The sequence below is a fragment of the Nonomuraea aridisoli genome (assembly GCF_003236395.1).
In the GTDB taxonomy this organism is placed as follows: domain Bacteria; phylum Actinomycetota; class Actinomycetes; order Streptosporangiales; family Streptosporangiaceae; genus Nonomuraea; species Nonomuraea aridisoli.
The window spans coordinates 15,675-40,150 of record NZ_POUD01000035.1 but is presented as its reverse complement, the minus strand read 5'-3'; the positions used below and the strand labels follow the sequence as shown (position 1 = coordinate 40,150).

The following is a 24,476-nucleotide window of genomic DNA, read 5'->3' as shown; positions in this document are numbered from 1 at the left end:
GGCTGATCCACTGAAGGCCGGCGCCCACTGCGCGGGCGCCGGCCGCCCCGGATCACGGGAAGGGCCTCACGTGGACACGATCTTCCTTGACGCGGACCGCCGGATCGGCGGCCCTTACACACTGGGCGCGGGGCTGCTCGCGCATCTCGTCCCGCCGGCGCTGGAGCGCTGGCCCGACCTGGTCACCGCCCACGACATCGAGATCCGCGCCGCGGCGCCCGGCCTGCACGACGCCGTGCCGGCCCGCCGCCGCTCGCTGGCCGACTCCCTGCCCAGGGAGCAGCGCGTGCTCGTGCCGGGCGCGCGCCGCACCCTCAGGCTGGCCAACGGCATCGCGGAGTTCGTCCGAGACCATCTGAGCCGTACGGCGCCGCTCACCGTCACCGTGGCCGGCCTCGGCGAGGCCGACCCGACCGACGCCGAGCTGGTGACGGTGCTGCGGCGCCGGATCGACCCCGGCCTGCTGGTCATCGAGGAGGGGCCGTCGGCTCCCGGCCGGGGGCCCTTGCAGACCGACTTCGACCGATACCGCGACGAGGGCTTCCACCACGCGCTGGCGGAGGCGGGGCTGGAGGCGCTGCGCGGCCGGGCGTACGAGGACGATCCCGAAGGGTGGCAGCGGCTGCTGCTGCGGGTCGCCGCGTCCCTGGAGGCCATCGAGCGCGAGGAGGAGGCCCGGGAGCTCTACGACCGGGCCCGGCGCAGGAGCACGCATCCGCGGTATCGCGCCACCGCCGCGTACGCCACCGCCATGATCCTCGTACGCCACCACGACCACGCGCGGCGCGACCCCGAAGAGGCGCTGGCCTGGATCAACGAGGCCGTCACGATCACGTCGCTGATGCCCGACCGCCGGGAGCGGGCCTTCCACCTCGGGTTCGACCTCAACGGCAAGGCCCTGGTCGAGGTGCGCAGGGGCCGCCCGGAGGCCGCCATGGAGCTGGTGCGGCAGGCCATCGAGCTGGCCGAGACCGACCTGGCCGGCGAGCACCCGATCCACCGCCTCGTCCTGTACGCCAACCGCGGGCAGCTGCTCGCCATGGCGGGGCGGAAGGAGGAGGCGCTGGCCGACTACACGCGGGCCATCGAGGCCGACCCCGGCTACCCCGACTACTACCTCGACCGCGGCAACCTGCTGCAGGAGCTGGGGCGGACGGACGAGGCGCTGGCCGACTACGAGGCGGTCATGCGGCTCAGCCCGCCGTTCCCGGAGGCGTACTACAACCGGTCCGAGCTCCGTTACGCCGCGGGCGACCTGGAGGGGGCCCGCGCCGACCTCGACCACACGCTGGAGCTCGACCCCGAGTTCGCGCGCGCGTACGTGAACAGGTCCGGGCTGCGCGTGGCCGCGGGCGACCACGCGGCGGCCCGGCGGGACGTCGAGCTGGGGCTCGCGCTGACGCCCGCCGATCCCCATCTGCTGTGCGTGCTCGGGCAGGTCGAACTGGCCGAGCACCGTCACGCCGAGGCGCTGGCCGCCTTCGAACGGGCGCTGGAGCTCGCCCCCGACCTGGCGGCGGCCTGGGCGGGGCGGGGCGAGCTGGCGTACGAGCGGGGCGACCACGAGGGGGCGCTGGCCGCCTTCGACCGGGCGCTGAAGCTGGAGGAGACGCCGGAGCTGCTGTTCAACCGCTCGATGGTGCACCGGGCCGCCGGGCGGGCGGCCGAGGCCCGCCGTGACCTCCTGCGGGCCGCGGAGCTGGCTCCCGGCGACCCCGACGTCGCGGCGGCGCTGTCGGAGCTCTGACCCCTACGACCGCGCCGACAGCGGGGCGATCGGCACCACCAGCGGCGTGCCGACCACCGGGTCGGCGATGACCTTGGCGTCCAGCTCGAAGACCTCGCGCAGCAGGTCCTCGGTCAGCACCTCGTGCGGGGCGCCGGAGGAGATGACCTTGCCGGCGCGCATGGCGACCAGCCGGTCGGCGTAGCGGGCGGCGAGGTTGAGGTCGTGCAGGACCATGACGACCGTGCGCCCGGCCTCCTGGTGCAGGTGGCGTACGAGCTCCAGCACCTCCACCTGGTGCGCCAGGTCGAGGAACGTCGTCGGCTCGTCGAGCAGCAGCAGGTCGGTGCCCTGGGCCAGGGCCATGGAGATCCACGCCCGCTGCCGCTGCCCGCCCGACAGCTCGTCGAGGGGCCGCTCGGCCAGGTCGGCCAGGCCGGTCATGTCGAGCGCGGCGGCGACCGCGCCCTCGTCGTCGGAGGACCACTGGCGATACCACGTCTGGTGCGGGTGGCGGCCCCGCGCCACCAGGTCGGCCACGGTCAGCCCCTCGGGCGCGGTGGGCGCCTGCGGCAGCATGCCGAGAATCTTGGCGACCTCGCGGGTGGGGATCTTGTCGATGCGCTTGCCGTCCAGCAGCACCTCGCCGCCCTGCGGCTTGAGCAGCCGGCCCAGGGCGCGCAGCAGGGTGGACTTGCCGCAGCCGTTCGGGCCGATGATGGTGGTCACGGTGCCGGCCTCGATGCCGAGGTCGAGGCCGTCCACGATGAGGCGGTCGCCATAACCCAGCTTGACGCCGGCGGCCTGCAGTCTCACTTTCGCGACCTCCAGATCAGGTGGATCAGGTACGGAGCGCCCAGTACGGCGGTGACGATACCGACGGGCAGCTCGATCGGTGAGAACGCGGTCCGCGCGATCAGGTCGGCGCCCGTGGTGAGCACGGCGCCGATGATCGCTGAGCACAGCAGCGGAGGTTGCCCGGAGCGGGCGAGGCGCAGCGCGATCTGCGGCGCGGCCAGGGCCACGAACGCGATCGGGCCCGCCGACGCGGTGGCCACGGCGGCCAGCAGCACGGCCGCGAGGATCATCAGGGCGCGGGCCAGGTTCATGCGCACGCCGAGCGCGGTGACCGTGTCGTCGCCGAAGCGCAGGGCGTCGAGGGAACGTGTGCCGAGCAGGGTCACCGGCACCAGCACGGCCAGGGCCAGCGCCGTGGGGGTGACGTGCTCCCAGCCGCGGCCGTTCAGCGAGCCGCTGATCCAGACCATGGCGCGGCCGGTGTCGTTCACGTCGCCGATGGTCAGCAGCCAGAACTTGACGTTGGTGAACACCGCGGCCACGCCGATGCCGACCAGGACCAGGCGGTAGCCGTCGAGGCCGCGCCGCCAGGCCAGGCCGTAGACGACCGCGGCCCCGAGCAGGCCGCCGAGCAGGGCGAGCGCGGGGATGCCGAGCGTGGCCAGCAGGCCGCTGACGCCGCTGTTCACGCTGCCGCCGGCGACCACGCCGGCCACCACGGTGACCGAGGCGCCGGTGGTGACGCCGAGGATCTCGGGGCTGGCGAGGGGGTTGCGCGCGATCGACTGGATGATCGCGCCCGACAACGCGAGCGCCGCGCCGACCAGGGCGCCGGTGAGCGCGCGCGGCAGGCGCAGCTCCATGATGACGAAGTGGGCCGGGCTGTTGACGTCGAACGTGCCCGCGACGACCTCGGCCAGCGACATGTCGATGTCGCCGATGCGCATGTTCAGGGCCATCAGCAGGGCGAGCAGCACGAGGCCGGTCAGGGCGACCGTGACGCTGCGCGGCCGGAGCTGCCAGGACAGGCGGCCGACGCGCACGGAGCGGGCGGTGAGCGTGGTCACAGGCGCACCGGCTTCCTGCGGCGTACCAGGAAGACGAAGAACGGGGCGCCGATCAGGGCGAGCACCACGCCGACCTCCAGCTCGCCCGGCGGGGCGACCACGCGGCCGATCACGTCGGCGAACAGCAGCAGCGCCGCGCCGATCAGCCCCGAGTACGGCAGCAGCCACCGGTGGTCGGTGCCCGACAGCGGACGGGCGAGGTGGGGCACGATGAGCCCGACGAAGGCGAGCGAGCCGCAGGCGGCGACGGCCGCGCCCGACAGCAGGGTGACGGCGGCGACGCCGATGGTGCGGGTCAGGGCGATGTTCTGGCCGAGGCTGCGGGCGACGTCCTCGCCGAGCGACAGGGCGTTCAGGCCGGGTGCGTTGATCATCGCCAGCACGAGCCCCGCCAGGATGAACGGCAGCACCTGCCAGACCACGTCGGCGCCCCTGGCGGAGATCGAGCCGGCCTGCCAGAAGCGGAAGACGTCCATCGCCTGCTCGTCCAGCAGGACGACGGCCGAGGTCAGGGCGGCGAGGAAGGCGCTGACGGCGGTGCCGGCCAGGGCCAGCGTGACCGGCGTCGGGCCGCCCCTGCCGCCGACCATGCCGAGCGCGAACACCGCCACGCTCGCCACCAGCGCTCCGGCCAGGCCGAACCAGATGTAGACGAGCAGGCTGTCGACGCCGAGCAGGATGATCGAGGCCACCATCGCGAACGCGGCGCCCTGCGTGACGCCGAGCAGGCCGGGGTCGGCGAGCGAGTTGCGGGTGTGGCCCTGCATGAGCGCGCCCGCCACGCCGAGCGCGAGCCCGGCGAGCACCCCTAAGACGGTCCTCGGCACCCGCAGCGAGCGGATCACGAGGTCGTTCTCGGTGCCGGTCGGCGCCGTCAGCGCGTGCCAGGCGTCGGCCAGCGGCACGGACTTGGAGCCGATCGTGATGCTCAGCACCACGGTCACGGCCAGGGCGCCGAGCAGGACGACGAGCACGGTGAGCCGGCGATGGCGGATGCCATGGAGCCGCGGGGCGACGGCCGTAGCGCTCACCCGTGTTCACCTCCACATTTGCCCGATCTCACGGAGTATGCCAGCTTAGGCAGGGCTAACCTAATTTAGGGTTGCCTTACTTCTCGCGAAAGGCTTCTCATGAGACCGTTGCGGGTGCTGGCCGGCGCTCTCCTCCTGGTGGGGCTCGCCGCCTGCGGCTCCTCGTCGGACACGGCGGAGACCCCGCCGTCGTCGAGCGCGGCTCCGTTCCGTACCGTCAAGCACGCCATGGGCGAGACGGTCATCCCGGCGCAGCCGAAGCGGGTCGTGGCCCTCGACCAGAGCTTCGTGGACGCGGTGCTGACCCTGGAGACCCCGGTGGTGGGCTACACGACGTACCGCTCGATCGAGACCGAGCTGCCAGACTATCTCGGCCCGGTCGCCGGGCAGTACGGCAAGGAGGCCACCCCGGTCGGCACGCTGGAGCAGCCGAGCCTGGAGAAGATCATCTCGCTCAAGCCCGACCTCATCGTCTCGGCGAAGGTGCGGCACGAGGCGCTCTACGACCAGCTCTCCAAGATCGCGCCGACCGTGTTCAGCGAGACCACCGGGGCGATCTGGAAGGACAACCTGCGCCTCATGGGCCAGGCCCTCGGCAAGGAGCAGCTCGCGGACACCCGGATCAAGGAGTTCGAGGAGCGCGCCGCCGCGATCGGCGCCTCGATCAAGGAGAAGGAGGGCGAGCTGCCGACGGTCTCGATCGTGCGCTTCGCGGGCGAGCCGACCGTCCGGCTGTACGTGGAGAACTCCTACTCCGGCGTCGTCATGAAGGACGTCGGCTTCCCGCGCCCCGAGGACCAGCCCACCGTGGACGACGCGATCGCGGTGGACGTGAGCCAGGAGCGCATCGGCGAGCTGGACGCCGACCACATCTTCGTCGCGACCTATCCGGACCCGGCGACCGACGAGCCCAAGGAGAAGTTCGTCGGCAACCCGTTGTGGGGCAGGCTCAAGGGCGACAAGCACGAAGTCAGCGACCTGACGTGGATGAGCGCGGTGGGCATCCAGGGCGCCCACGCCATCCTCGACGACCTGGCGGAGCTCTTCGCGGTCGACCCCGCCAGGCCGGCCTCCTGACCCCGCGTCCCCGCCCACGGCGTCAGTTCAGGGCGTCGGGGTCGGGGCCGGTGCGCAGGCCGCGGTCGAGGGCGGCGATGGCGGCCAGCTCGTCGTCCGCCAGGGTGAAGTCGAAGACGTCGATGTTCTCCTGGATGCGGGCCGGGGTGACCGACTTCGGGATCACGATGGTGCCCAGCTGCAGATGCCACCGCAGGACGACCTGGGCGGGCGACCTGCCGTGCCGCCGGGCGATGGACACGATCGCGTCGTCACCCAGGACCGCGCCCTGCGCCAGGGGGCTCCACGCCTCGGTGGCGATGCCGAGCTCCGCGTGCAGGGCGCGCAGCTCGGCCTGCTGCAGGCCGGGGTGCAGCTCGATCTGGTTGACGGCGGGGACGAGCGAGCCGTGCTCCAGCAGGCGGCGCAGGTGCGCGGGCTGGAAGTTGGAGACGCCGGCGGCGCGGACGCGGCCGTCGGCGACCAGCCGCTCGATGGCCCGCCAGGTGTCCAGGTAGAGGCCGCGGCGCGGGGCCGGCCAGTGGATCAGGTACAGGTCGACGTGGTCGAGGCCCAGCTTGGCCAGGGAGGCGTCGAAGGCCTTGAGGGTGGAGTCGTAGCCCTGGTCGGTGTTCCACACCTTGGTGGTGACGAACAGCTCCTCGCGGGGCAGCCCCGTCTCGGCCAGCGCCCTGCCGACGCCGGCCTCGTTGCCGTAGATCGCGGCCGTGTCGATGGAGCGGTAACCGGCCCGCAGGGCGGCGGTCACGGCCGCGGCGGTCTCCCTGTCGGGGACCTGGAAGACGCCGAAGCCGAGCTGCGGAATCTCGACGCCGTTGTTGAGGGTGACCTTCGGGATGGACGTCATGGCGCGTTCCTTCCGGATGTGTGTCGCGGTCAGTGTTCGAGGGCGGGTCGCCCCGTGTCCGTCATGACCCTGCCCGCTGTGCGGGCGCGGCGATCGAGGTGGGCGGCGAGGAAGGACAGCAGCAGCGCGACGCCGGCCAGGAGCGCGCCGACGCCGTTCGGGGCGGTGTATCCGAGCCCGGCGGAGATGACGAGCCCGCCGAGCCAGGCCGCGAGCGCGTTGCCGAGGTTGAAGGCCCCGATGTTGGCCGCCGAGGCCAGCGTGGGAGCGGCGGCGGCCTGGTCGAGGATCCACTTCTGCAACGGCGGCACGGTGGCGAACCCCAGGGCGCCGATCAGCGTGAGCGTGACGGCGGCGAGCACCTTGTCGTGGGCGGTCGCGGTGAACAGCAGCAGCGTCAGCGACAGCGCGCCCAGCGCGGTGAACAACATCGGCATCAGGGCCCGGTCGGCGAACCTGCCGCCGACGAGGTTGCCGAGGAACATGCCGATGCCGAACAGTACCAGCAGCCAGGTGACCGCGGCCTCGGCGTAGCCGGTCACCTCGGTCATCATCGGGGTGATGTAGGTGATCGCGGCGAAGACCCCGCCGTAGCCGAGCACGGTCATCGCCATGGCCAGCCAGACCTGGGCGTTGCGGAACGCCGAGAGCTCGGTGCGCACGTCGGCGGCCTTGGGCCGGCCCGCCTCCGGGACCAGCCCGGCCACGCCGAGCAGGCCCACGACGCCGAGCACGGCCACGGCGGCGAACGTGATCCGCCAGCCGGCGGCCTGCCCGAGGTAGGTGCCGCCCGGGACGCCGACGATGTTCGCCACCGTCAGGCCCGTGAACATCAGCGAGATGGCGGAGGCCCTCTTGTGCGGGGCGACCAGGTCGGCGGCGACGACGGAGCCGATCCCGAAGAACGCGCCGTGCGCGAGGGAGGCCACGACCCGGCCGATCAGCATCACCCCGAAGACCGGAGCCACGGCCGAGATCGCGTTGCCCGCGACGAACAGCGCCATCAGGAACATCAGCATCTTCTTGCGGGACACCTTGGTGCCGAGCACGGTCAGCAACGGGGCCCCGAGCACGACCCCGAGCGCGTAGCCGGTCACCAGCCAGCCGGCGGCGGGGATGGAGACGCCGAAGTCGGCGGCGACCTGGGGCAGCACGCCCATGATCACGAATTCGGTGGTGCCGATCCCGAAGGCCCCGATGGCCAGGGCGAGGAGGGCGAGAGGCATGGAGAAGCCGTCCAAGTGATTGCGTCAGGAGATTGCAAGCGTGGACAATAGTTGCATACGCTGTCTATTGCAAACGCCCGCTAATTCCCACGACGTCTGCCGTCGTGTGCAAGGATTGACGGAGAACCAAGGAGGCCGTCGTGACCGCGACCGATCCCTCGCTCACCGCCCTCGCCGCGGGCTGGTGCGCTCTCTCGCTGCTCCACGGCCGGATCGAGTCGCACCTCGAGCGCGTCCTGCAGAGCCGCCACGGCCTGAGCGCGCGCGAGTACTCGCTGCTCGACGTCCTCAGCCGGCAGCACGACGGCGAGGGCGGGCATCTGCAGATGAAGCAGGTCGCCGACGCGGTGGTGCTCAGCCAGAGCGCCACCACGCGGCTGGTGACCCGCCTGGAGAACCGCGGCCTGTTGTCGCGCTATCTGTGCCCCACCGATCGGCGCGGCATCTACACCGACGTCACCGAGGCCGGGCTCGACCTCCTGCGCCAGGCCCGTCCCGTCCACGACGCCGCCCTGCGGGAGGTCCTGGGTGAGGCCGCCCAGGACCCGCAGCTCGCACCCCTGGTGCGAGCCCTGGAATCAGTGCCGGGCTGATCCCGCGGTGCAGACCCATGGGGAATAGGTGGGGATCGATTGGTGTTGTCGTGAACCGGCCGGGGGCAACGGCGCGTCTACCAGGGTGAGGTTTACTCCCCAGTGCATGGGCAGGCGAAAAGACGTGCGCATGAGTGTCACACCAGCGGTCGGCGACGGGTTCGCCCGTTCGCGGGACCGGCACCGGTCGATGGCGTGCGGCCCATGCCGTGCTGGTCCACGAAGTTCGTCCACATACGCTATCCGATGTGACTCTAGCCACTATTCATGCAAATTTGGGTGGGTAGTGTTATGATAGCGAGACTTGTCCGGCCGTGGACGTGACGACGCACGCCGCGAGCACATGGACCGAGACCCCTTCTGAACGTTGCGGAACCGCTCTAACGCGCCCCTTACTGAGGGCTTGCGATGATGGGACCGCTATCAGGCGGCTTGTGCCGATACGGGGGAGAGCGCAAGGGGGAATGAATTGATCTCGATGACCGATGAGCAGCGTCAGGACTGGTTCGAGCGCGATGTCGTGCCCGTGACGTCGCAGCTGTTCGCTTCCGCCATGCGTCTGACCCGTAACGCCGCCGACGCGGAAGACCTGGTGCAGGAGACCGTGGCCAAGGCGTACACGTCGTACCACCAGTTCCGCGAGGGCACCAACCTCAAGGCGTGGCTGCATCGCATCCTGACCAACAACTTCATCAACGACTACCGCAAGAAGCAGCGTTCGCCGAAGTTGTCGGCCGCCGAGGACATCGAGGACTGGCAGCTGCACGCCGCCGAGTCGCACACCTCGACCGGCCTGCGGTCGGCCGAGACCGAGGCGCTCGACCGGCTGCCCGACAGCGTCGTGATGGACGCGCTGCGCTCCCTCCCCGAGGACTTCCGCGTGGCGGTCTACCTGGCCGACGTGGAGGGCTTCGCGTACAAGGAGATCGCCGAGCGCATGGGCACCCCGATCGGGACGGTCATGTCGCGGCTGCACCGTGGCCGCCGCCAGCTGCGCGGCATGCTGGAGGAGTACGCCCGTGAGGAAGGCGCCGTACGCCTTCCCGCCCAGAGCGCCGCGTAGACCCCTACGGCCCCAGAGACAGACGGAGGCGGACGCGTAGGGCGCCGCCTCCTGAACGTAGCTCCACCAGGTCGCACAGTTGCCTGCTGATCCAGAGCCCGTATCCGCGAAGGGATGCGGGCTCTGGTGGTATGCAGCCCGGTAAGGGATCGTCGAGCGCGCCGCCGGGCTCGGTGATCTCGCACACCAGCTCGCCGCCGGCGCGCCACAGAGTGATCACGCCGTGGCCGGCGCCGTGCTCGATGCTGTTGGCGGCGATCTCCGAGACGCTGATCACCAGCGAGGTGACCCGGTCGGCGTCCATCCCCAGGACCCTGGCGTAGGCGGCGACGGCCTGGCGCGCCCGCCGCAGCCCGGGGCCGGCGAAGCCGATCGTCACGGCGTCGGCCGGCGGCGGGGGGAGCGGGGCGCGGTCGTGGGGCAGGACCAGCTCGTACGGCTCGACGTAGCGGGCGCTGGGGACCTCGCCGTCCGGGCCGAGCAGCACGGGGTGGTTGACCGGGCAGGAGTCGGCGACGTCGCGGGGGGTGGCGCGGACGTCGTAGAGGCAGAGCAGCGTCGCCGTGGCCGGGCGGAGGGCGGCGTTGAGCACGGACTCGCAGCGGATGAGCTCCCCGATCTCGCGTGCTGACCTGCCCTGCCAGACGGGCTCGCCGACGACGAGGGTGCGGCGGCCGCGGGTGTAGTCGTGGCAGGCGGCCAGCATGCGGAACGGGTGGGCGTACCAGGAGGCGGGCGGGCGTGTCTCGACCCGATCGGCGTCCGGTCCCAGCGCCTCGGCCAGTTGCGGGAGCCTCGACGTGATCACCAGCACGTGGCGGCCCTCGCCCAGCGCGGCCCGCACGCGCGGGGCGACGAGGCCGAGCAAGGACGCGTCGGAGTCGTACGGCACCGCGACGTGCTGGAACGACTCACCGTCTGCACGTGCCCGGTCGGGGCGCACGGGCGAAACGTAGCAAGGCAGGAGTTACTGTGCAACGGCTATGAGGGCCACTGCGACGAGCGCGCAGCCCACCCCGGCGACCTGCACGCCCCGCAGCCGCTCCCCGAGCACGTGGCGGGCCAGCAGCAGCGTGCTCGCCGGGTAGAGCGAGACCAGCACGGCGACGAGGCTGAGCAGGCCGTCCTGCTGGGCCAGCAGGTAGAGCACGTTGGCCACCATGTCGAGCACGCCGGCCGCCACGATGGCGTGCAGTGAACGCGGGCCGGGCCGCAGGGTGCGCCGCGTGGCCACGGCGAGCAGGGCGACCGTCGAGACCGACGACAGCCGGGCGCCGACCAGCGGCCACAGGCCGGCCTCGTGCGGGGCCATGGACAGCAGGATGAAGAACCCGCCGAACCCGGCGCCGGCCGCCAGCGAGATCAGGATCGACGACGCGTTCACCCGGCCGGAGCCCGAGGTGTCCTGGCTGACCAGGACCACCGAGCCCAGCGCCAGCGCCACCCCCGCCAGCGCCCACGGACCCGGCCGGTCGCCGGTCGCCAGCCCGAACACCACCGGCAGCGCGGCCGAGGTCACCGCGGTCGTCGGGGCCACCACGGACATGACGCCCGTGGCCAGCGCCCGGTAGAACAGCACCAGCCCGGCCGCCCCCGACAGCCCGGCGGCCACGCCCCAGGACAGCGCGCGGGCGTCGAACACGCCGGGCAGCAGCGGCAGCAGGCAGCTCACCAGCGCCAGCCCGGCGATCTGCGAGACCACGACGACCGACAACACTTGGGAACGCTTCGTCGCCATCCCGCCGAAGAAGTCTCCCGCGCCCATCACGATCGCGCAGGCCGTCGCCAGGAGCACCGTCAACGATCCGCCTCCAGTTCACTGTGTTGCACTGACGGTACAGTACATTGCGTTCACTCCAGTGCCAAACGGATTCACTACACTGCACTTCTGTGGAAGACCCAGAGCTCATCACGCAGGCCATCGCCAACAACGTCCGCGCCCAGCGGGCGCACCGCGGGCTCACCCTCGACGCGCTCGCCGCCCGCTCGGGGGTGAGCCGAGGCATGCTCGTCCAGGTCGAGCAGGGACGCACCAACCCGAGCGTCTCGACGCTCACCCGCATCGCCTCCGCGCTCGGCGTCACCGTGGCCCGGCTGGTGGAGGTCTCCGACGTGCCCATGGTGCGCGTGGTCGACAAGGCCGACGTGGTGACGTTCCGCCAGGGAGGTGGGGAGGCGAAACTGCTGGTCGGCGCCGACATGCCCGTGATCATGGAGCTGTGGGAGTGGCGACTGCCCCCCGGCGAGCACCACGACGGCGACGCCCACACGCCCGGCACCCGCGAGATGCTCACGGTGCTCGACGGCGAGCTCACGCTCACCGTCCACGGCAGGAGCCACGTGATCGGGCAGGGCGACGCCGTGCTCTTCACCGCCGACCGGCCGCACCGCTACGCGAACGCGGGTCCGGCCGGCCTCAGGTTCGTGATGGTCGTCGCCGAGCCGCGCGAGACGCAGGACCAATAACGTCGAACGACCCCCGCGTCCTCCGGCGGGGTTTCATCATGACCTCAAGTCCTCGCGGCTGACGTCCGTGGCTGGGTACATCCCTGGTTGCGGGCCAGAACGCCTAACAACCGTCCCTGCCCGAAGTGAAGGCGGGGCATATCCCCCCCGTTCCTACGCCGACAGGAGGTCAGGTTGAGGTTCGCGGTTCGTCCGCCCCGGCCACCCGGAGCGTCCGTGCGCGGGCGGTCGCGGTGAGTGAGGCTCGGGCGGCGACGGAGAAGCTCGAGGCGGAGCTGCACGGTCTGGGCGTCACCGGCGCGTACGAGGTGGGCGACGGGGCCACGATCTCGGTGTGGATCGGGCTGGTCGTGCACTACAGGGATGCTTTTTACCGTTGGCAGGAAGGCCCGGTGAAACGTCGGCATCTGGGTACGGATCCGGCTGGATGTGCCATGCGCGTGGCGCGCCGCTACAGGGAGCTCCAGGCCGATATCCCACTCTGGTGGGACGACCTGGCCAGAGAGCTGCGGGGGGCACCGGTCCAGGACTATCCATGACAGGCTCCCGCATGCCATGTTGCGGGGGGAAACATGCGCGTATGGGCCCTGCCCGTGGCCCTGCTCGCGCTCGCAGGCTGCGTCAGCCACGCGACGCCGCTCGACGAGCCCGGCCACCCGGTCCTCGCGGCCGTCCTGCCGCCGCCCGGCCCGGCCGGCCGTGACGTCGACTGCGCTCGGCTCAAGTGTGTGGCGCTGACCTTCGACGACGGCCCCGGCCCGTACACCGCGCGGCTGCTCGATCTGCTCAGGCAGCGGGCCGTGCGGGCGACGTTCTTCGTCGTCGGCGAGATGGTCGACCGGCACGGTGAGACCGTGCGCCGCATCGCCGCCGACGGCCACGAGCTCGGCAACCACTCCTGGAGCCACCTGGCGCTGACCGGCCTTCCGCGGCACGCGGTCGAACGCCAGCTCACCCACACCGGCCACCTCGTGCGGCGGCTGACCGGGGTGCGGATGCGCGTCATGCGGCCGCCGTACGGTTCGACGGACGCGCGGGTCGCCGCCGAGACGCGCCGCGAGGGCCTGGCCCAGATCCTGTGGAACGTCGACACGTTCGACTGGCGCGACCACAGGCCCGCGAAGGTGGCCGCCCGTGCGGCGCACGCGCGACGAGGCTCGATCGTCCTCATGCACGACATCCACCGCAGCACCGTCGAGGCCGTCCCCGCCGTGCTCGACCGGCTCGCCGCGAAGGGCTTCACGTTCGTCACGGTCTCGGAGCTGTACGGCGACGGCCCGGTGCCGGGGCGCACGTACGGGGCGCGCTGAGCGCGTGGCACGCTTGTCGGCATGGGTTTCACCGGCTTCCCCGACGAGGCGTTCCTCTTCTACGAGGGCCTCGAGGCGGACAATTCCAAGATCTACTTCGGTGCGCACAAGCATCTCTACGAGCAGGCCGTGCGGGCTCCCATGCGGGCGCTCACCGAGGAGCTCGGGCCGGAGTTCGGGGAGGCCCACCTGTTCCGGCCGTACCGCGACGTACGGTTCGCCAAGGACAAGTCGCCGTACAAGACGCATCAAGGGGCCTTCGTCGAGCGCATGCCCGGGATCGGGCTCTACGTCGAGATCAGCGCGGAGGGGCTCTTCGCGGCGGGCGGCTGCTACACGCAGGCGTCCGACCAGGTGGCCCGCTACCGCGCGGCCGTGGACGAGGACGTGTCGGGCAAGCCGCTGGCCGCCATCACGGGCGCGCTGACGGCGGCCGGCCACACGCTGTACGGCGAACGCCTGAAGACCAGGCCGCGCGGGTTCGGCGAGGACCACCCGCGCATCGAGCTGCTGCGGCACCGCTCGATCTTCGCCGGCAAGCGCTTCGAGCCGGCGGAGTGGGTGCACACGGCCGAGGCGCGCGACCGGGTGGCGCGCACGTGGCGCGACGTCGAGCCGCTGGTCGACTGGCTGTGCGCGCACGTGCGCGGCAGCGAACTGCCCCGCCGCTGACGCCCCGGAAGACCACCGCCCGGCCTCCCTAGGGGGAGACCGGGCGGTGGGCGAGCGACGTCACGCGCGCTTGGCGCGGGCGGCGGCGCGGCCGCGGGTCGCGGCGTCGAGGACCACCTTGCGGATGCGCACCGCGTCGGGCGTGATCTCCACGCACTCGTCCTCGCGGATGAACTCGAGGGCCTGCTCCAGCGACAGGATGCGCGGCGGGATCACCTTCTCGGTCTCCTCGCTGGTGGAGGAGCGCATGTTGGTGAGCTTCTTCTCCTTGGTGATGTTGACGTCCATGTCGTCGGACCGGGAGTTCTCGCCCACGATCATGCCCTCGTAGACCTCGGTCGTCGGCGAGACGAACAGGGTGCCGCGCTCCTGGAGGTTGAGCATCGCGAACGCGGTCACCGGGCCGGACCGGTCGGCCACCAGGGAGCCGTTGTTGCGGGTGCGCAGCTCGCCGAACCACGGCTCGTAGGAGTCGAACACGTGGTGGACCAGGCCGGTGCCGCGGGTCTCGGTGAGGAACTCGGTGCGGAAGCCGATCAGGCCGCGCGCCGGCACCACGAACTCCATGCGGATCCAGCCGGTGCCGTGGTTGGTCATGTGTTCCATGCGGCCCTTGCGGACGGCGAGGAGCTGGGTGACGGCGCCGAGGTATTCCTCCGGGCAGTCGACCGTCAGGCGCTCGACCGGCTCGTGCACCTTGCCGTCGATGACCTTGGTGACGACCTGCGGCTTGCCGACGGTCAGCTCGTAGCCCTCGCGGCGCATCTGCTCGACCAGGATGGCCAGCGCCAGCTCGCCGCGGCCCTGCACCTCCCACGCGTCGGGGCGGTCGGTGGGCAGCACCCGCAGCGAGACGTTGCCGACCAGCTCCTTCTCGAGGCGGTCCTTCACCATGCGGGCGGTGACCTTGGCGCCCTTGACCTTGCCCACCAGGGGCGAGGTGTTGGTGCCGATGGTCATCGAGATGGCGGGCTCGTCGACCTGGATCAGCGGCAGCGGGCGCGGGTCGTCGGGGTCGGCCAGCGTCTCGCCGATCATGATGTCGGGGATGCCGGCGATGGCGATGATGTCGCCGGGGCCGGCCTCCTCGGCCGGCTTGCGCTCGAGCGCCTCGGTCATGAGCAGCTCGGTGATCTTGACGCGCTGGATCGAGCCGTCGGTGCGGCACCAGGCCACCTGCTGGCCCTTGTGCAGCCGGCCCTGGTGGATGCGGCACAGGGCGATGCGGCCGAGGTAGGAGGAGGCGTCGAGGTTGGTGACGTGGGCCTGCAGCGGCGCGCTCGGGTCGTACGTGGGCGCCGGGATCGTCGACTTGATGATGTCGAACAGCGGCTCGAGGTCGGGGGAGTCGGGCATGCCGCCGTCCTCGGGGCGCTCCATCGAGGCCCGGCCGGCCTTCGCCGAGGCGTAGACGATCGGGAAGTCGATCTGCTCCTCGGTGGCGTCGAGGTCCATGAAGAGCTCGTAGACCTCGTCGACGACCTCCTTGATGCGGGCGTCGGGGCGGTCGACCTTGTTGATGCACAGGATGACCGGCATCTTGGCGGCCAGCGCCTTGCGCAGCACGAACCGGGTCTGCGGCAGCGGGCCCTCGGAGGCGTCGACCAGCAGCACGACGCCGTCGACCATGGACAGGCCCCGCTCGACCTCGCCGCCGAAGTCGGCGTGGCCGGGTGTGTCGATGATGTTGATGGTCATGCCGCCGTGCTGGACGGCGGTGTTCTTCGCGAGAATGGTGATGCCCTTCTCGCGCTCCAGGTCGTTGGAGTCCATGACGCGGTCGTCGACATCCTGGTTGGCGCGGAATGCCCCGGACTGCCAGAGCATGGCGTCGACCAGCGTGGTCTTGCCATGGTCGACGTGCGCGATGATCGCGATGTTCCGCAGGTCGTCGCGGCTGTTCAAAGGCATGATGACGTCTCGCTCTGTGTCGTGGGGCTCGCCGCGCGAAGTCGCGACTGCATAAGTCTAGTTGATCCCCCCTGATGGAAGGAGCGGGACGACATGGCGGCGGGCGTACGCGCAGGTTAAGCGCACCTACATAGCGGGTTGCACAATTGTGCGCATGGCAAGCCGGGCGGGGGTCCCTAGATTGTCGGCATGACCTGGACAGAGCTGGTGATGGCGGCGGCACCGATGCAGGGCGACCAGCCGGCGGTCAGCGACGTCCGGACCGGCGAGGTGCTGTCGTACGCCGCCTTCGCCAGACGGGTCGGCCGCGCGGCCGGGGGGCTGCGCGATCACGGGTTGCGCTACGGCGACCGCGTCCTGGTCGACCTCCCGCTCGGCGCGGCGCTGCCCGTGGCGGTGCACGCCGTCGCCTGGGCCGGCGGGATCGCGGTGCTCGCGCCGTCCGGTCCCGCCCGCATGCTGATCACCCAGCACGACGTCCCCCCGGCGGCCGAGGTCGAGCACGTCTTCACCCTGCGGCCCGCGCCGGGCGCCACCCCGTTCGCCGAGCTGCTGGCCGGCGGCACGGTCGAGTTCGGGCCGCTCGCGGGGCCCGCCCTGTCCCTCGACGGCGAGCGGCTGCTCGACAACGACGAGCTGGCGACCGACCTGCGCAGGCTCGCCACCCGCCTGGTCATCGGCAAGGACGACGTGGTGATCAACGCGGTCAGCGAGCCGTTCCGCGGCCTGCGGGTGATCGACCTGGCGATGACGGCGGGCGCCCACGTCGTGGTGCCCCACGAGCCGACCCTGATCGGCTGCCGGGTGCTGGCCGCCGAGCGCCGGGCCACCGTCGTGGTCGCCCCGTACGACCTGGCCAGGCGGCTGCTCGGCGACCCCGTCCTGCGCGTCGTCGACGAAAGGGCCGTCGTCAGCTCGCTTGGCCTGTGAAAAGTGCGACACTGTGGGAGAGTGTGATCCTTCCGCGACGCAGGGTGACCACATGCCAGACTCCCCCCGGCACAACCTTCCGGCCGATCCCAACCGTTTCGTGGGCCGCGAGCGCGATCTGCATGATCTGCGCGGCCTGTTCGCCGAGACGCGCGTGGTCACGCTCTGTGGTGTCGGCGGCATCGGCAAGACGCGGCTGGCCCTTCAGGTGGCCGCCGGGCTGACGGCCGCCCATCCCGACGGGGTCTGGCTCGTCGAGCTGGCCGGGCTGCGCCGCCCCGAGCTGGTCGACCAGGAGATCGCCCGGGTGCTCGGCGTACGCGAGGAGGCAGGCCGGCCGCTGCTCGACACCGTCACCGACCGGCTGCGCGACCAGCGCTGCCTGCTGCTGCTCGACAACTGCGAGCACCTGGTCGACCGGTGCGCCGAGGTGGTCGAGGCGCTGGTCGCGGCCTGCCCGCCGGTGCGCGTGCTGGCCACGAGCAGAGAGCCGCTGCGCATCGCCAGCGAGCTGATCTGGCGGGTGCCGCCGCTCGACCTGCCCGACGACGTCACCGCCGACGTCGAGTCCGTGCAGCTCTTCCTCGACCGCGCGGCGGCGGCCGGCACGCGGCCGGGCCCCGAGAGCCTGCCCGACGTCGTGCGGCTGTGCCGGGCGCTCGACGGGCTGCCGCTGGCGCTGGAGCTGGCGGCGGCCCGTACGCGCCTGCTCAGCCCCGGGCAGATCGCCGACCGCATCGACGACCGCTTCTCGCTGCTCACCACGGGCGGGCGCACGGCCCCGGCCCGGCAGCGCACGCTGCTGGCCGCCGTCGAGTGGAGCTACGACCTGCTGGCGGACAAGGAGCAGGTGCTGCTGCGCCGGCTGTCGGTGTTCGCCGGCGACTTCGACCTCGACCTGGCCGAGCGGGTCTGCGCCAGGCCGCCCATCGCCGCCGGCGAGATCGTCGACCTGCTCGGCGGCCTGGTCGACAAGTCGCTCGTGTTGTGCGACGAGAGCCGCTACCGCCTGCTGGAGACCATCCGGTGCTTCGCCGTCGAGCGGCTGCGGCAGGCCGGCGAGCAGGAGCAGCTGCGCCAGCGCCACCTCGACGTGCTCTGCGAGCTGCAGGAGCGCTATTTCCAGACCGAGATGGTCGAACCGCGCGTGCCGTGGCCGTGCCGGCTGCAGGCCCTGACCGCGACCAGGACGCTCCTGCCCGACCAGCGGGCGGCGCTCGACTGGGCCGCCGCCTCCGGCGAGGTGGGGCTGGGGCTGCGGCTGTGCCGGGCCAGCACGGGGCTCTACCCCATCGGGGGCAACCTGGCGGAGATCGTCGGCTGGCTGGAGCGGCTGCTCGCGCTCGACGTGTCCGGCCTGACGGAGGACGAGATCGCCTACACCAAGGCGTGCCTGGCGTACGGGCTGGAGACGCGCGACGAGCTGGGCCGCGCGCTGGAGCTGGCGCGGGAGGCGCTGGCCGGACTCGCGCCAGGCAGCCTGTTCCCGCGCGGCGTCGTGCACAGCCTCATGGTCGTGCTGCTGCTGCGCATGGGCCGCGCCGACGAGGCGCTGTGCCACGCCGAGCAGGGCCTGGCGATCGCCGAGCGTTCCGGCGACATCTGGAACCAGGCCTCGGGCCTGGCCGGGCTGTCGGCGGTGGCGCTGACCCGCGGCCGCCTGCGCGAGGCGCAGCGTCACGGCGAGGAGGCGCTGGCCAGGGCGCGCGAGCACGGCCACCGCTGGATCATGGCCAGGACGGCCGGGCAGCTCGGCGCGGTGGCCGAGGCCCGCGGCGACCTGGTGACCGCCAAGGCCCAGTACGAGATGGCCGAGCCGTGGCTGCGCGAGGTCGGCGGCGACCTCGACCTGGCCCGCTGCCTGGCCAGGATCGGGCGGGTGGCGGCGATGTTGCACGAGTTCACCGCCGCGCGCGAGCGCCTGGCCGCCAGCCTCGCGCTGGGCCGGGAGACCGGCCAGCGTCAGGGCGTGGCCCGCTGCCTGGTGGGGCTGTCGGTGCTGGCCGAGTACGAAGGCGACCTGGAGGGCGCGGTGCTGGCGGCCGCGGCGGCGGCGGCGCTGCGCGAGTCGATCGGCCAGCACTCCGCCACGATCCGCATCGAGGAGCTGCTCGGCCGGGCCCGCACCAAGCTGGGCGACGGTCGCGCCGCCGCGTTGTGGTCGCGCGGCCGGGCAATGAGCCCCGACGACGCCGCCCGCCACGTGCTGGAGGGGGAGCGGGTGCCGCCGCGCGCGCCGGTGCCGGCCGAGCCCGTGCGCCCGTCGTTGCTGACCGCGCGCGAGCACGAGATCGCGGGCCTGCTCACGCGGGGGCTGTCCAACCGGGCCATCGCGGCGGAGCTGGTCATCAGCCCGGCGACGGTCGCCCGGCATATCGCCAACATCATGGAGAAGCTCGGTTACACCTCGCGCGCCCAGATCGCGGTCTGGGCCGCCGAACACCAGCAGGCGCCTCCGAGAGCTTCTGCATAGGGATCTGCATATTCCGCCCCATGTGTCCGGGAGATGCCCTCCCTAACGTGGGGCGGTATGGACGAGCGCATCGTGATGGTGGACTCGGTCACCGGCCTGACGCTCACCGAGGAGCAGCTGGACGAGAGGTCCGCGACGGCGACCGTTCAGCTGCGGCGCAGGGGGGTGCGCGACGGCGACGGCGTGCTCGTGTGCCTGCCCGCCGGGCCCGACCTGCTGGTGGCGTTCGTGGCGGTGACGGCCGCGGGCGGCGTGATCTGGTCGTTGCCCGCCGACCTCGACGCGGGCACGCTGCGCGAGCTCGTCCGGGGGAGCCGCGCGCGGGTGATGATCTCCAACGTCGGGCCGGCCGTCGACGCGGCCGACGAGTCGCGCGTCCGCGTCGTCGTGGGCGTCGACGACCTGTGCGCGCCACGGCCGTACCCGGTCTGAGCTCGGCGGGGGGCGAGCCTAAGCTCGGGTTCATGCCCTTCGCGTCCCATTTCCCCGTCATGCTGCGCACCGAGGACGGGGTCCGCATCGACGCCGCGCACACCCCGTCCCGCCGCACGGACGTGGGCATCGTGGTGGCGCACGGTTTCACCGGCTCCTGGCGCGACCGTACCGCGCGCCGCATCGTCCACGTGCTGAGCGGCTACGGCGGCGTGCTCGCCTTCGACTTCCGCGGCCACGGCCGCTCGGGCGGCCTGACCACGGTCGGCGACCTGGAGGTCCTCGACGTCGAGGCCGTGGTCAGGCACGCCCGCGTGGTGGGCTACTCCAGGATCGCGGTCGTGGGCTTCTCGATGGGGGCGGCGGTGGCCGTACGCCATGCCGCGCTGCGCGGCGGGGTCGACGCGGTGGTGTCGGTGAGCGGCCCGGCCCGCTGGTACTACCGGGGCACCCGGCCGATGCGGCAGGTCCACTGGGCCATCGAGCGGCCGGTCGGGCGGTGGGCGGCGCGGATCGCCAAGCGCACCAGGATCGCCCGCGGCCCGTGGGACCCGATCCCGATGCCGCCCCACGAGGCCGCCGCGCTGGTCACGCCGGCGCCGTTGCTGATCGTCCACGGGGACGCCGACACGTTCTTCCCGCTGGATCACGCCGATCAGCTCTACGCGGGCGCGCGCGATCCCAAGGAGTTGTGGATCGAGCCCGGATACGGGCACGCGGAGACCGCCGCCACCCCCGAACTCGTCAACCGGATCGGCAAATGGATTGCCGCCAACCTTTCCTGAGTAATCCACGTCTATCTAGGACGTAAGGAAGGAAACCACCGGGAGAAAAGTCCCTCCGGAAGAAAACTGCCCTTGCCGGGGCTTTGGGACATACTTCTGGTAGTCGGGCGGTCGCCGAGCGTGCTCATGGGGGGTGGCGCGGGCGGCCGAGGGGTTCCGCATCCAGCGTCGCGGGGGCGCGCTGGGTGCGTCCCGGCCGCGCGAGGGCCCCGCGGCCCGGGGCCCTCGGCGCGGCGGAGGCTCAGCCGAGACGCGAGATCGTCTTGTACTCCAGGTAGCCGTTCAGTCCTTCGGGGCCGAGCTCGCGGCCGACGCCGCTGGCCTTGTAGCCGCCGAAGGGCGCGTTGGTCTCCAGCATGAAGCAGTTGACGCCGTACGTGCCGGTGCGGACCTGGCGGGCGACGTCCATGCCGTGCTCGGGGTCGGCGGTCCAGACGGTGCCGGCCAGGCCGTAGTCGCTGTCGTTGGCGATGCGGATCGCGTCGGCCTCGTCCTCGTACGGGATGACGGCCAGGACCGGGCCGAAGATCTCCTCGCGGGCGATGCGCATGTCGTTGGAGACGCCGGCGAAGACCGTGGGGGCGACGTACCAGCCCTTGTCGTACGGCCGGTCGAGGCCGCCGACGACGACCTTGGCGCCCTCGTCCATGCCGATCTTGATGTAGCCCTCCACGCGCTCCTGCTGGCGCCTGGCCACCAGCGGGCCGATGCCGGTCGCCGGGTCGGCGGGGTCGCCGACGGTCTGCGCCTTGACCATGCCGGCGACCGCGTCCACGACCTCGTCGTAGCGGTTGCGGGAGGCGAGGATGCGGGTCTGGGCGACGCACGCCTGACCGTTGTTCATGAGGGAGGCCATGGACAGGAAGCCCATGCTGGAGGCCAGGTCGGCGTCATCCAGGACGATCGCGGCCGACTTGCCGCCGAGCTCCAGGCTGACCCGCTTGAGCTGCTCGCCGCAGATGGCCGCGATGCGCCGGCCGGCGGCCGTCGAGCCGGTGAAGGCCACCTTGTCCACGCCGGGGTGCGAGACCAGGTGCTCGCCGACCTCGCGCCCGGCCACCACGACGTTGAACACGCCCGCCGGGACGCCCGCCTCGGCCGCCCACTCGGCCAGCAGGTACGCGTCCAGCGGCGTCTCGGGCGCCGGCTTGAGCACGATCGTGCACCCGGCCAGCAGGGCGGGCGCCACCTTCGTCATGGTCACGAACTGCGGCACGTTCCACGGCACCACGGCGGCCACCACGCCCACCGGCTCGCGCCGCACGGTGATCGGCCCGAACACGCCCGGCCGCTGCTCCTCCTGCTCGAACGTCCTGCCGAGCTCGGCGTAGAACTGCAGCATGCCGAGCGGCTGGGGCGCCTGCGCGAGGTTGGAGAAGGTGATCGGCGAGCCCATCTCCTCGGTGATGAGCTGCGCCATCTCGCTCTGGCGCTCGTTGTAGATCGCGGCCAGGCGGGCGATCACCTCGGCCCGCTCGGCGAACGTCATCCGCGGCCACGGCCCGTGGTCGAACGCCTCCCGCGCGGCGGCGACCGCGCGATCCATGTCCTCGGCGGTGCCGTCAGGCACGCGGCCGACGACCTCCTCGGTGTGGGGGGAGATGACGTCCACCGTGCCGGTACCCGCTGGGTTCACCCATTCGCCCCCGATGAACAGCTTGTCGTGCTGGCGCATGTCGTGAGCCTCCTGCTGGCCGAATGCTTGCTGTCAAGGCGACCGAACCATGTTCTGTCCACAGGCGCAAGAGGATCGCGGCCCCCGCGAAAACGGGCGAACTTCGCCAATGGTGCGGGACTTCCCGGGTTCGGGTGACAGAAATCAAGATCATCTTCTATAGTTTCGGTCCGTCTATGAGGGGAGGGGGCGGGCGTGAGGATCGGGCGCTTCGCCGTTCTTGTCGCCGTCCTCGCCGGGCTGCTCGGACTGTCGTCCCCTCGTCCGGCGGCAGCCGACCCCACCATCACCGAGCTGCGCAAACTCACCAAACAGGCGGCCCAGCTCAACGAGCGCTACCGCGGGCAGATCCAGAGCCTGGAGGAGATCAGGGTCCAGGCCAAGAAGGCCACCGACACCTCCGGCGACCTGGAGGCCAGGCTCAGGGCGGCCGAGGCGGAGGTCGCCCGCATCGCCCAGACCGCCTACATGGTCGGCCCCATCGACGGCCTGCAGATCATCGCCCCCGGCGCCGACCCCTACCAGGTGCTGGGGCAGGCCGCCAACATGAACTACATGGCCCAGGAGCGCTCGCAGCGGGTCAGCAACATCCAGAAGCTCATCGACGACTCCAAAGAAGCGAAGCTCAACGCCAACGAGAAGATCGAGAAGCTGCGCCAGGAGATCAAGAGCCTGCAGAGCAGGCGCAAGGAGATCGAGCGCCTGCTCGCCAAGTACGGCTTCCAGCAGCCCGGCGGCTCGGAGGGCCTGACGCAGCGCATGGTCGCCGTACGCGCCGAGATCATGCAGAACTTCCCCATGAGGTACGGCGTCGGCTGCCTGCGCCCCGGCGACCCCGGCGAACACGGCAAGGGCCGGGCCTGCGACTTCATGATGTCCAGCGGCGGCCGGATGGCCACCGGCAACGACGCCGCGACCGGCGACGCGCTGGCCGCCTGGCTGATCAAGAACGGCCCCAGGCTCGGCGTCATGTACATCATCTGGAAGCAGCGCTACTACGACATCCGGTCGGGCGGCGGCTGGGACCCGATGTCCGACCGCGGCGGCGTGACCGCCAACCACTACGACCACGTGCACGTGTCGGTCTTCTGACCCTGGCGGCCGGGCATGGGCCAGGATGGACGTCATGACTCAGACCCTGCGCCGCCGCCCCGCCCAGCGCCGGAGCGCCGAACGGGTGGAGCGCATGCTCGACGAGTGCGCGCTCCTGCTCGACGAGGTCGGCTACGACGCGCTGACCACCAAAGAGGTCGCCCGCCGGGCCGGGGTGCCGATCGGCACCTTCTACCAGTTCTTCCCCGACAAGCAGGGGTTGGTCCGCGCGCTGGCCTGGCGCAACCTGGAGGCGTTCCTCCAGCGGATCACCGAGCGCATCCCGTCGGCCGGCCTCGGCCACTGGACCGGCCTGGTCGACCTGGCCGTCGACGAGTTCGTCGCCATGAAGCGCACCATGCCCGGGTTCGGGGCGGTCGACTTCGGCGAGGTGCTCACCGGCCTCGAGGGCGCCCGGTGGACGCTCGACGACACGCAGGAGAACAACGTCGTCGTCGCCGAGCGTCTGCGCGCCCTGACGCGCGAGCTCCTGGGCGCCCCCGCGGGCCCGGGGCTCGACCGGGCGCTCCTGGTCGCCGTCGAGGCCGCGGACGCCGTGCTCCAACTGGCCTTCCGGGTCGCCCCCGGGGGCGACCCGGAGCTCGTCGCCGAGTGCAAGCAGCTCGTCCGCCGCTACCTCGCCGACCACCTGCCCTGACGCCGCTCAGCAGGGAGCGTCCATGCGGGCGCGCAGCTCGTCCTCCAGCGTGAGCTCGGTCGCGCCGACGGCCTCCTCCAGCTGCTCCAGCGTGGAGACGCCCACGATGGGGACGACCCCGCCGGCCATCAGCCAGGCCAGCACCACCTGGTTCGGGGTGGCGCCCAGCTCGGCCGGTCATGCGCCGGATGCTGAGAGCCGCAGTCCGCTCCATGCCAAGCCCCGCGTATCCGGGTTGACCTGGAGTCCGCTCCAGGTGGGATTCTTGGTCACATGAGCGTGTACACCCCGGCGGAGGTCGTCGAGGAGACCGGTTTCACCCTCGACACCCTGCGTTACTACGAGAAGATCGGCCTGCTGGAGCCCGTCGAGCGCAACTCGTCCGGGCAGCGCAGGTTCAGTGAGGAGCACCTCAGCTGGCTCGGCATGGTCCGCTGCCTGCGCGACACCGGCATGCCGATCGCGCAGATGTTGCGCTTCGCCGAGCTGAGCCGCGCCGGCGACCACACCATCCCCGACCGCATCAAGCTCCTGGAGGAGCACGAGCAGCACGTTCAGGCGCAGATCGACAACCTCGCCGCGCGGCGCGGCTACATCCGGAACAAGATCTCCTACTACCGCAGCGTCCTCTAGCAGAGTCTTTG

At 71.7% G+C, this 24,476-nt stretch carries 25 protein-coding genes; 15 read left to right on the top strand and 10 right to left on the bottom strand.

Features of this window, described 5'->3' with window-relative positions:
* Window positions 1-70: 70 nt before the first annotated feature.
* On the top strand, window positions 71-1,747 hold the full coding sequence (locus C1J01_RS11525; RefSeq protein WP_111178918.1) for a tetratricopeptide repeat protein: 1,677 nt from the start codon (window positions 71-73) through the stop codon (window positions 1,745-1,747).
* A gap of 3 nt (window positions 1,748-1,750) precedes the next feature.
* On the opposite strand, the gene C1J01_RS11520 is transcribed toward C1J01_RS11525, so the two are convergent.
* Genes C1J01_RS11520 through C1J01_RS11510 form a run of 3 tightly spaced genes read right to left on the bottom strand, consistent with a single transcriptional unit; the run spans window position 1,751 to window position 4,622 of the window.
* Window positions 1,751-2,542 carry an ABC transporter ATP-binding protein gene (locus C1J01_RS11520; RefSeq protein ID WP_181448698.1) on the bottom strand — a complete coding sequence of 264 codons (792 nt, stop codon included), beginning with the start codon at window positions 2,540-2,542 and terminating at the stop codon, window positions 1,751-1,753.
* Entirely contained in the window at window positions 2,539-3,591 is a 1,053-nt protein-coding gene (locus C1J01_RS11515) for a FecCD family ABC transporter permease (protein WP_235854383.1), read from the bottom strand. The genes C1J01_RS11520 and C1J01_RS11515 overlap by 4 nt, the downstream gene beginning before the upstream one ends.
* Window positions 3,588-4,622, bottom strand: coding sequence for a FecCD family ABC transporter permease (locus tag C1J01_RS11510; protein WP_111178917.1), 1,035 nt, complete (start codon window positions 4,620-4,622; stop codon window positions 3,588-3,590). The genes C1J01_RS11515 and C1J01_RS11510 overlap by 4 nt, the downstream gene beginning before the upstream one ends.
* Before the next feature lie 99 nt (window positions 4,623-4,721).
* Here C1J01_RS11510 and C1J01_RS11505 point away from each other — a divergent pair, with 99 nt between their 5' ends.
* Window positions 4,722-5,699, top strand: a complete 978-nt coding sequence (locus C1J01_RS11505; protein ID WP_111178916.1) for an ABC transporter substrate-binding protein — start codon at window positions 4,722-4,724, stop codon at window positions 5,697-5,699.
* Window positions 5,700-5,721: 22 nt separating this feature from the next.
* Here the strand turns inward: C1J01_RS11505 and C1J01_RS11500 are convergent, their stop codons facing one another.
* Together C1J01_RS11500 and C1J01_RS11495 are read right to left on the bottom strand one after the other, a co-directional pair.
* Entirely contained in the window at window positions 5,722-6,546 is an 825-nt protein-coding gene (locus C1J01_RS11500) for an aldo/keto reductase (protein ID WP_111178915.1), read from the bottom strand.
* Between the two features lie 29 nt (window positions 6,547-6,575).
* Window positions 6,576-7,772 carry an MFS transporter gene (locus C1J01_RS11495; protein WP_111178930.1) on the bottom strand — a complete coding sequence of 399 codons (1,197 nt, stop codon included), beginning with the start codon at window positions 7,770-7,772 and terminating at the stop codon, window positions 6,576-6,578.
* A gap of 140 nt (window positions 7,773-7,912) precedes the next feature.
* Here C1J01_RS11495 and C1J01_RS11490 point away from each other — a divergent pair, with 140 nt between their 5' ends.
* Window positions 7,913-8,365, top strand: a complete 453-nt coding sequence (locus C1J01_RS11490; protein ID WP_111178914.1) for a MarR family winged helix-turn-helix transcriptional regulator — start codon at window positions 7,913-7,915, stop codon at window positions 8,363-8,365.
* Window positions 8,366-8,843: 478 nt separating this feature from the next.
* Entirely contained in the window at window positions 8,844-9,428 is a 585-nt protein-coding gene (locus tag C1J01_RS11485) for a sigma-70 family RNA polymerase sigma factor (RefSeq protein WP_111178913.1), read from the top strand.
* Window positions 9,429-9,432: 4 nt separating this feature from the next.
* On the opposite strand, the gene C1J01_RS11480 is transcribed toward C1J01_RS11485, so the two are convergent.
* Window positions 9,433-10,371, bottom strand: a complete 939-nt coding sequence (locus tag C1J01_RS11480) for a sensor histidine kinase (RefSeq protein ID WP_146615562.1) — start codon at window positions 10,369-10,371, stop codon at window positions 9,433-9,435.
* 24 nt (window positions 10,372-10,395) lie between these two features.
* A complete protein-coding gene (locus tag C1J01_RS11475) occupies window positions 10,396-11,223 on the bottom strand; it encodes an EamA family transporter (protein WP_235854384.1) in 828 nt (275 codons plus the stop codon).
* 95 nt (window positions 11,224-11,318) lie between these two features.
* Here C1J01_RS11475 and C1J01_RS11470 point away from each other — a divergent pair, with 95 nt between their 5' ends.
* From C1J01_RS11470 to C1J01_RS11455, 4 genes are all read left to right on the top strand, one after another.
* Complete coding sequence (locus C1J01_RS11470) at window positions 11,319-11,894, top strand: helix-turn-helix domain-containing protein (RefSeq protein ID WP_111178911.1); 576 nt, start codon at window positions 11,319-11,321, stop codon at window positions 11,892-11,894.
* A 233-nt stretch (window positions 11,895-12,127) separates the two neighbouring features.
* Entirely contained in the window at window positions 12,128-12,433 is a 306-nt protein-coding gene (locus tag C1J01_RS11465) for a hypothetical protein (protein ID WP_111178910.1), read from the top strand.
* Between the two features lie 33 nt (window positions 12,434-12,466).
* The gene (locus C1J01_RS11460) at window positions 12,467-13,204 is read left to right on the top strand and encodes a polysaccharide deacetylase family protein (protein WP_111178909.1); all 738 of its coding nucleotides are present in this window, start codon (window positions 12,467-12,469) and stop codon (window positions 13,202-13,204) included.
* Window positions 13,205-13,225: 21 nt separating this feature from the next.
* Window positions 13,226-13,876 (top strand): DUF2461 domain-containing protein, encoded by a 651-nt coding sequence (locus C1J01_RS11455; protein ID WP_111178908.1) that lies wholly within the window; start codon window positions 13,226-13,228, stop codon window positions 13,874-13,876.
* Window positions 13,877-13,936: 60 nt separating this feature from the next.
* Here the strand turns inward: C1J01_RS11455 and typA are convergent, their stop codons facing one another.
* A complete protein-coding gene (typA, locus tag C1J01_RS11450) occupies window positions 13,937-15,787 on the bottom strand; it encodes a translational GTPase TypA (RefSeq protein ID WP_111178907.1) in 1,851 nt (616 codons plus the stop codon).
* Between the two features lie 189 nt (window positions 15,788-15,976).
* On the opposite strand from typA, the gene C1J01_RS11445 reads away from it, so the two are divergent.
* Genes C1J01_RS11445 through C1J01_RS11430 form a run of 4 tightly spaced genes read left to right on the top strand, consistent with a single transcriptional unit; the run spans window position 15,977 to window position 20,407 of the window.
* Window positions 15,977-16,717: an AMP-binding protein gene (locus tag C1J01_RS11445; RefSeq protein ID WP_111178906.1), complete on the top strand. Its 741-nt coding sequence runs from the start codon at window positions 15,977-15,979 to the stop codon at window positions 16,715-16,717.
* Window positions 16,718-16,769: 52 nt separating this feature from the next.
* A complete protein-coding gene (locus tag C1J01_RS11440) occupies window positions 16,770-19,190 on the top strand; it encodes a LuxR C-terminal-related transcriptional regulator (protein ID WP_111178905.1) in 2,421 nt (806 codons plus the stop codon).
* A 57-nt stretch (window positions 19,191-19,247) separates the two neighbouring features.
* Complete coding sequence (locus C1J01_RS11435) at window positions 19,248-19,622, top strand: AMP-binding protein (RefSeq protein WP_220039857.1); 375 nt, start codon at window positions 19,248-19,250, stop codon at window positions 19,620-19,622.
* A gap of 32 nt (window positions 19,623-19,654) precedes the next feature.
* Window positions 19,655-20,407: an alpha/beta hydrolase gene (locus tag C1J01_RS11430; RefSeq protein ID WP_235854382.1), complete on the top strand. Its 753-nt coding sequence runs from the start codon at window positions 19,655-19,657 to the stop codon at window positions 20,405-20,407.
* A 241-nt stretch (window positions 20,408-20,648) separates the two neighbouring features.
* Here C1J01_RS11430 and C1J01_RS11425 read toward each other — a convergent pair whose 3' ends face one another.
* Window positions 20,649-22,082 (bottom strand): aldehyde dehydrogenase, encoded by a 1,434-nt coding sequence (locus tag C1J01_RS11425; RefSeq protein WP_111178903.1) that lies wholly within the window; start codon window positions 22,080-22,082, stop codon window positions 20,649-20,651.
* A 195-nt stretch (window positions 22,083-22,277) separates the two neighbouring features.
* On the opposite strand from C1J01_RS11425, the gene C1J01_RS11420 reads away from it, so the two are divergent.
* The gene (locus C1J01_RS11420; protein WP_111178902.1) at window positions 22,278-23,174 is read left to right on the top strand and encodes a VldE C-terminal domain-containing protein; all 897 of its coding nucleotides are present in this window, start codon (window positions 22,278-22,280) and stop codon (window positions 23,172-23,174) included.
* 34 nt (window positions 23,175-23,208) lie between these two features.
* Entirely contained in the window at window positions 23,209-23,832 is a 624-nt protein-coding gene (locus C1J01_RS11415) for a TetR/AcrR family transcriptional regulator (RefSeq protein ID WP_111178901.1), read from the top strand.
* A gap of 6 nt (window positions 23,833-23,838) precedes the next feature.
* Here C1J01_RS11415 and C1J01_RS11410 read toward each other — a convergent pair whose 3' ends face one another.
* The gene (locus C1J01_RS11410) at window positions 23,839-24,000 is read right to left on the bottom strand and encodes an aldo/keto reductase (RefSeq protein WP_220039858.1); all 162 of its coding nucleotides are present in this window, start codon (window positions 23,998-24,000) and stop codon (window positions 23,839-23,841) included.
* A 105-nt stretch (window positions 24,001-24,105) separates the two neighbouring features.
* Between C1J01_RS11410 and C1J01_RS11405 the strand changes: the two genes are divergently transcribed.
* Window positions 24,106-24,465 carry a MerR family transcriptional regulator gene (locus C1J01_RS11405; RefSeq protein WP_111178900.1) on the top strand — a complete coding sequence of 120 codons (360 nt, stop codon included), beginning with the start codon at window positions 24,106-24,108 and terminating at the stop codon, window positions 24,463-24,465.
* Window positions 24,466-24,476 lie beyond the last annotated feature (11 nt).

Bases quoted from the DNA above. Each gene is read 5' to 3' on its own strand.
- C1J01_RS11505 (WP_111178916.1), top strand. From the start codon at position 4,722: ATGAGACCGTTGCGGGTGCTGGCCGGCGCTCTCCTCCTGGTGGGGCTC.
- C1J01_RS11500 (WP_111178915.1), bottom strand. From the start codon at position 6,546: ATGACGTCCATCCCGAAGGTCACCCTCAACAACGGCGTCGAGATTCCG.
- C1J01_RS11495 (WP_111178930.1), bottom strand. From the start codon at position 7,772: ATGCCTCTCGCCCTCCTCGCCCTGGCCATCGGGGCCTTCGGGATCGGC.
- C1J01_RS11485 (WP_111178913.1), top strand. From the start codon at position 8,844: ATGACCGATGAGCAGCGTCAGGACTGGTTCGAGCGCGATGTCGTGCCC.
- C1J01_RS11460 (WP_111178909.1), top strand. From the start codon at position 12,467: ATGCGCGTATGGGCCCTGCCCGTGGCCCTGCTCGCGCTCGCAGGCTGC.
- C1J01_RS11455 (WP_111178908.1), top strand. From the start codon at position 13,226: ATGGGTTTCACCGGCTTCCCCGACGAGGCGTTCCTCTTCTACGAGGGC.
- typA (WP_111178907.1), bottom strand. From the start codon at position 15,787: ATGCCTTTGAACAGCCGCGACGACCTGCGGAACATCGCGATCATCGCG.
- C1J01_RS11445 (WP_111178906.1), top strand. From the start codon at position 15,977: ATGACCTGGACAGAGCTGGTGATGGCGGCGGCACCGATGCAGGGCGAC.
- C1J01_RS11440 (WP_111178905.1), top strand. From the start codon at position 16,770: ATGCCAGACTCCCCCCGGCACAACCTTCCGGCCGATCCCAACCGTTTC.
- C1J01_RS11435 (WP_220039857.1), top strand. From the start codon at position 19,248: ATGGACGAGCGCATCGTGATGGTGGACTCGGTCACCGGCCTGACGCTC.
- C1J01_RS11430 (WP_235854382.1), top strand. From the start codon at position 19,655: ATGCCCTTCGCGTCCCATTTCCCCGTCATGCTGCGCACCGAGGACGGG.
- C1J01_RS11425 (WP_111178903.1), bottom strand. From the start codon at position 22,082: ATGCGCCAGCACGACAAGCTGTTCATCGGGGGCGAATGGGTGAACCCA.
- C1J01_RS11415 (WP_111178901.1), top strand. From the start codon at position 23,209: ATGACTCAGACCCTGCGCCGCCGCCCCGCCCAGCGCCGGAGCGCCGAA.
- C1J01_RS11405 (WP_111178900.1), top strand. From the start codon at position 24,106: ATGAGCGTGTACACCCCGGCGGAGGTCGTCGAGGAGACCGGTTTCACC.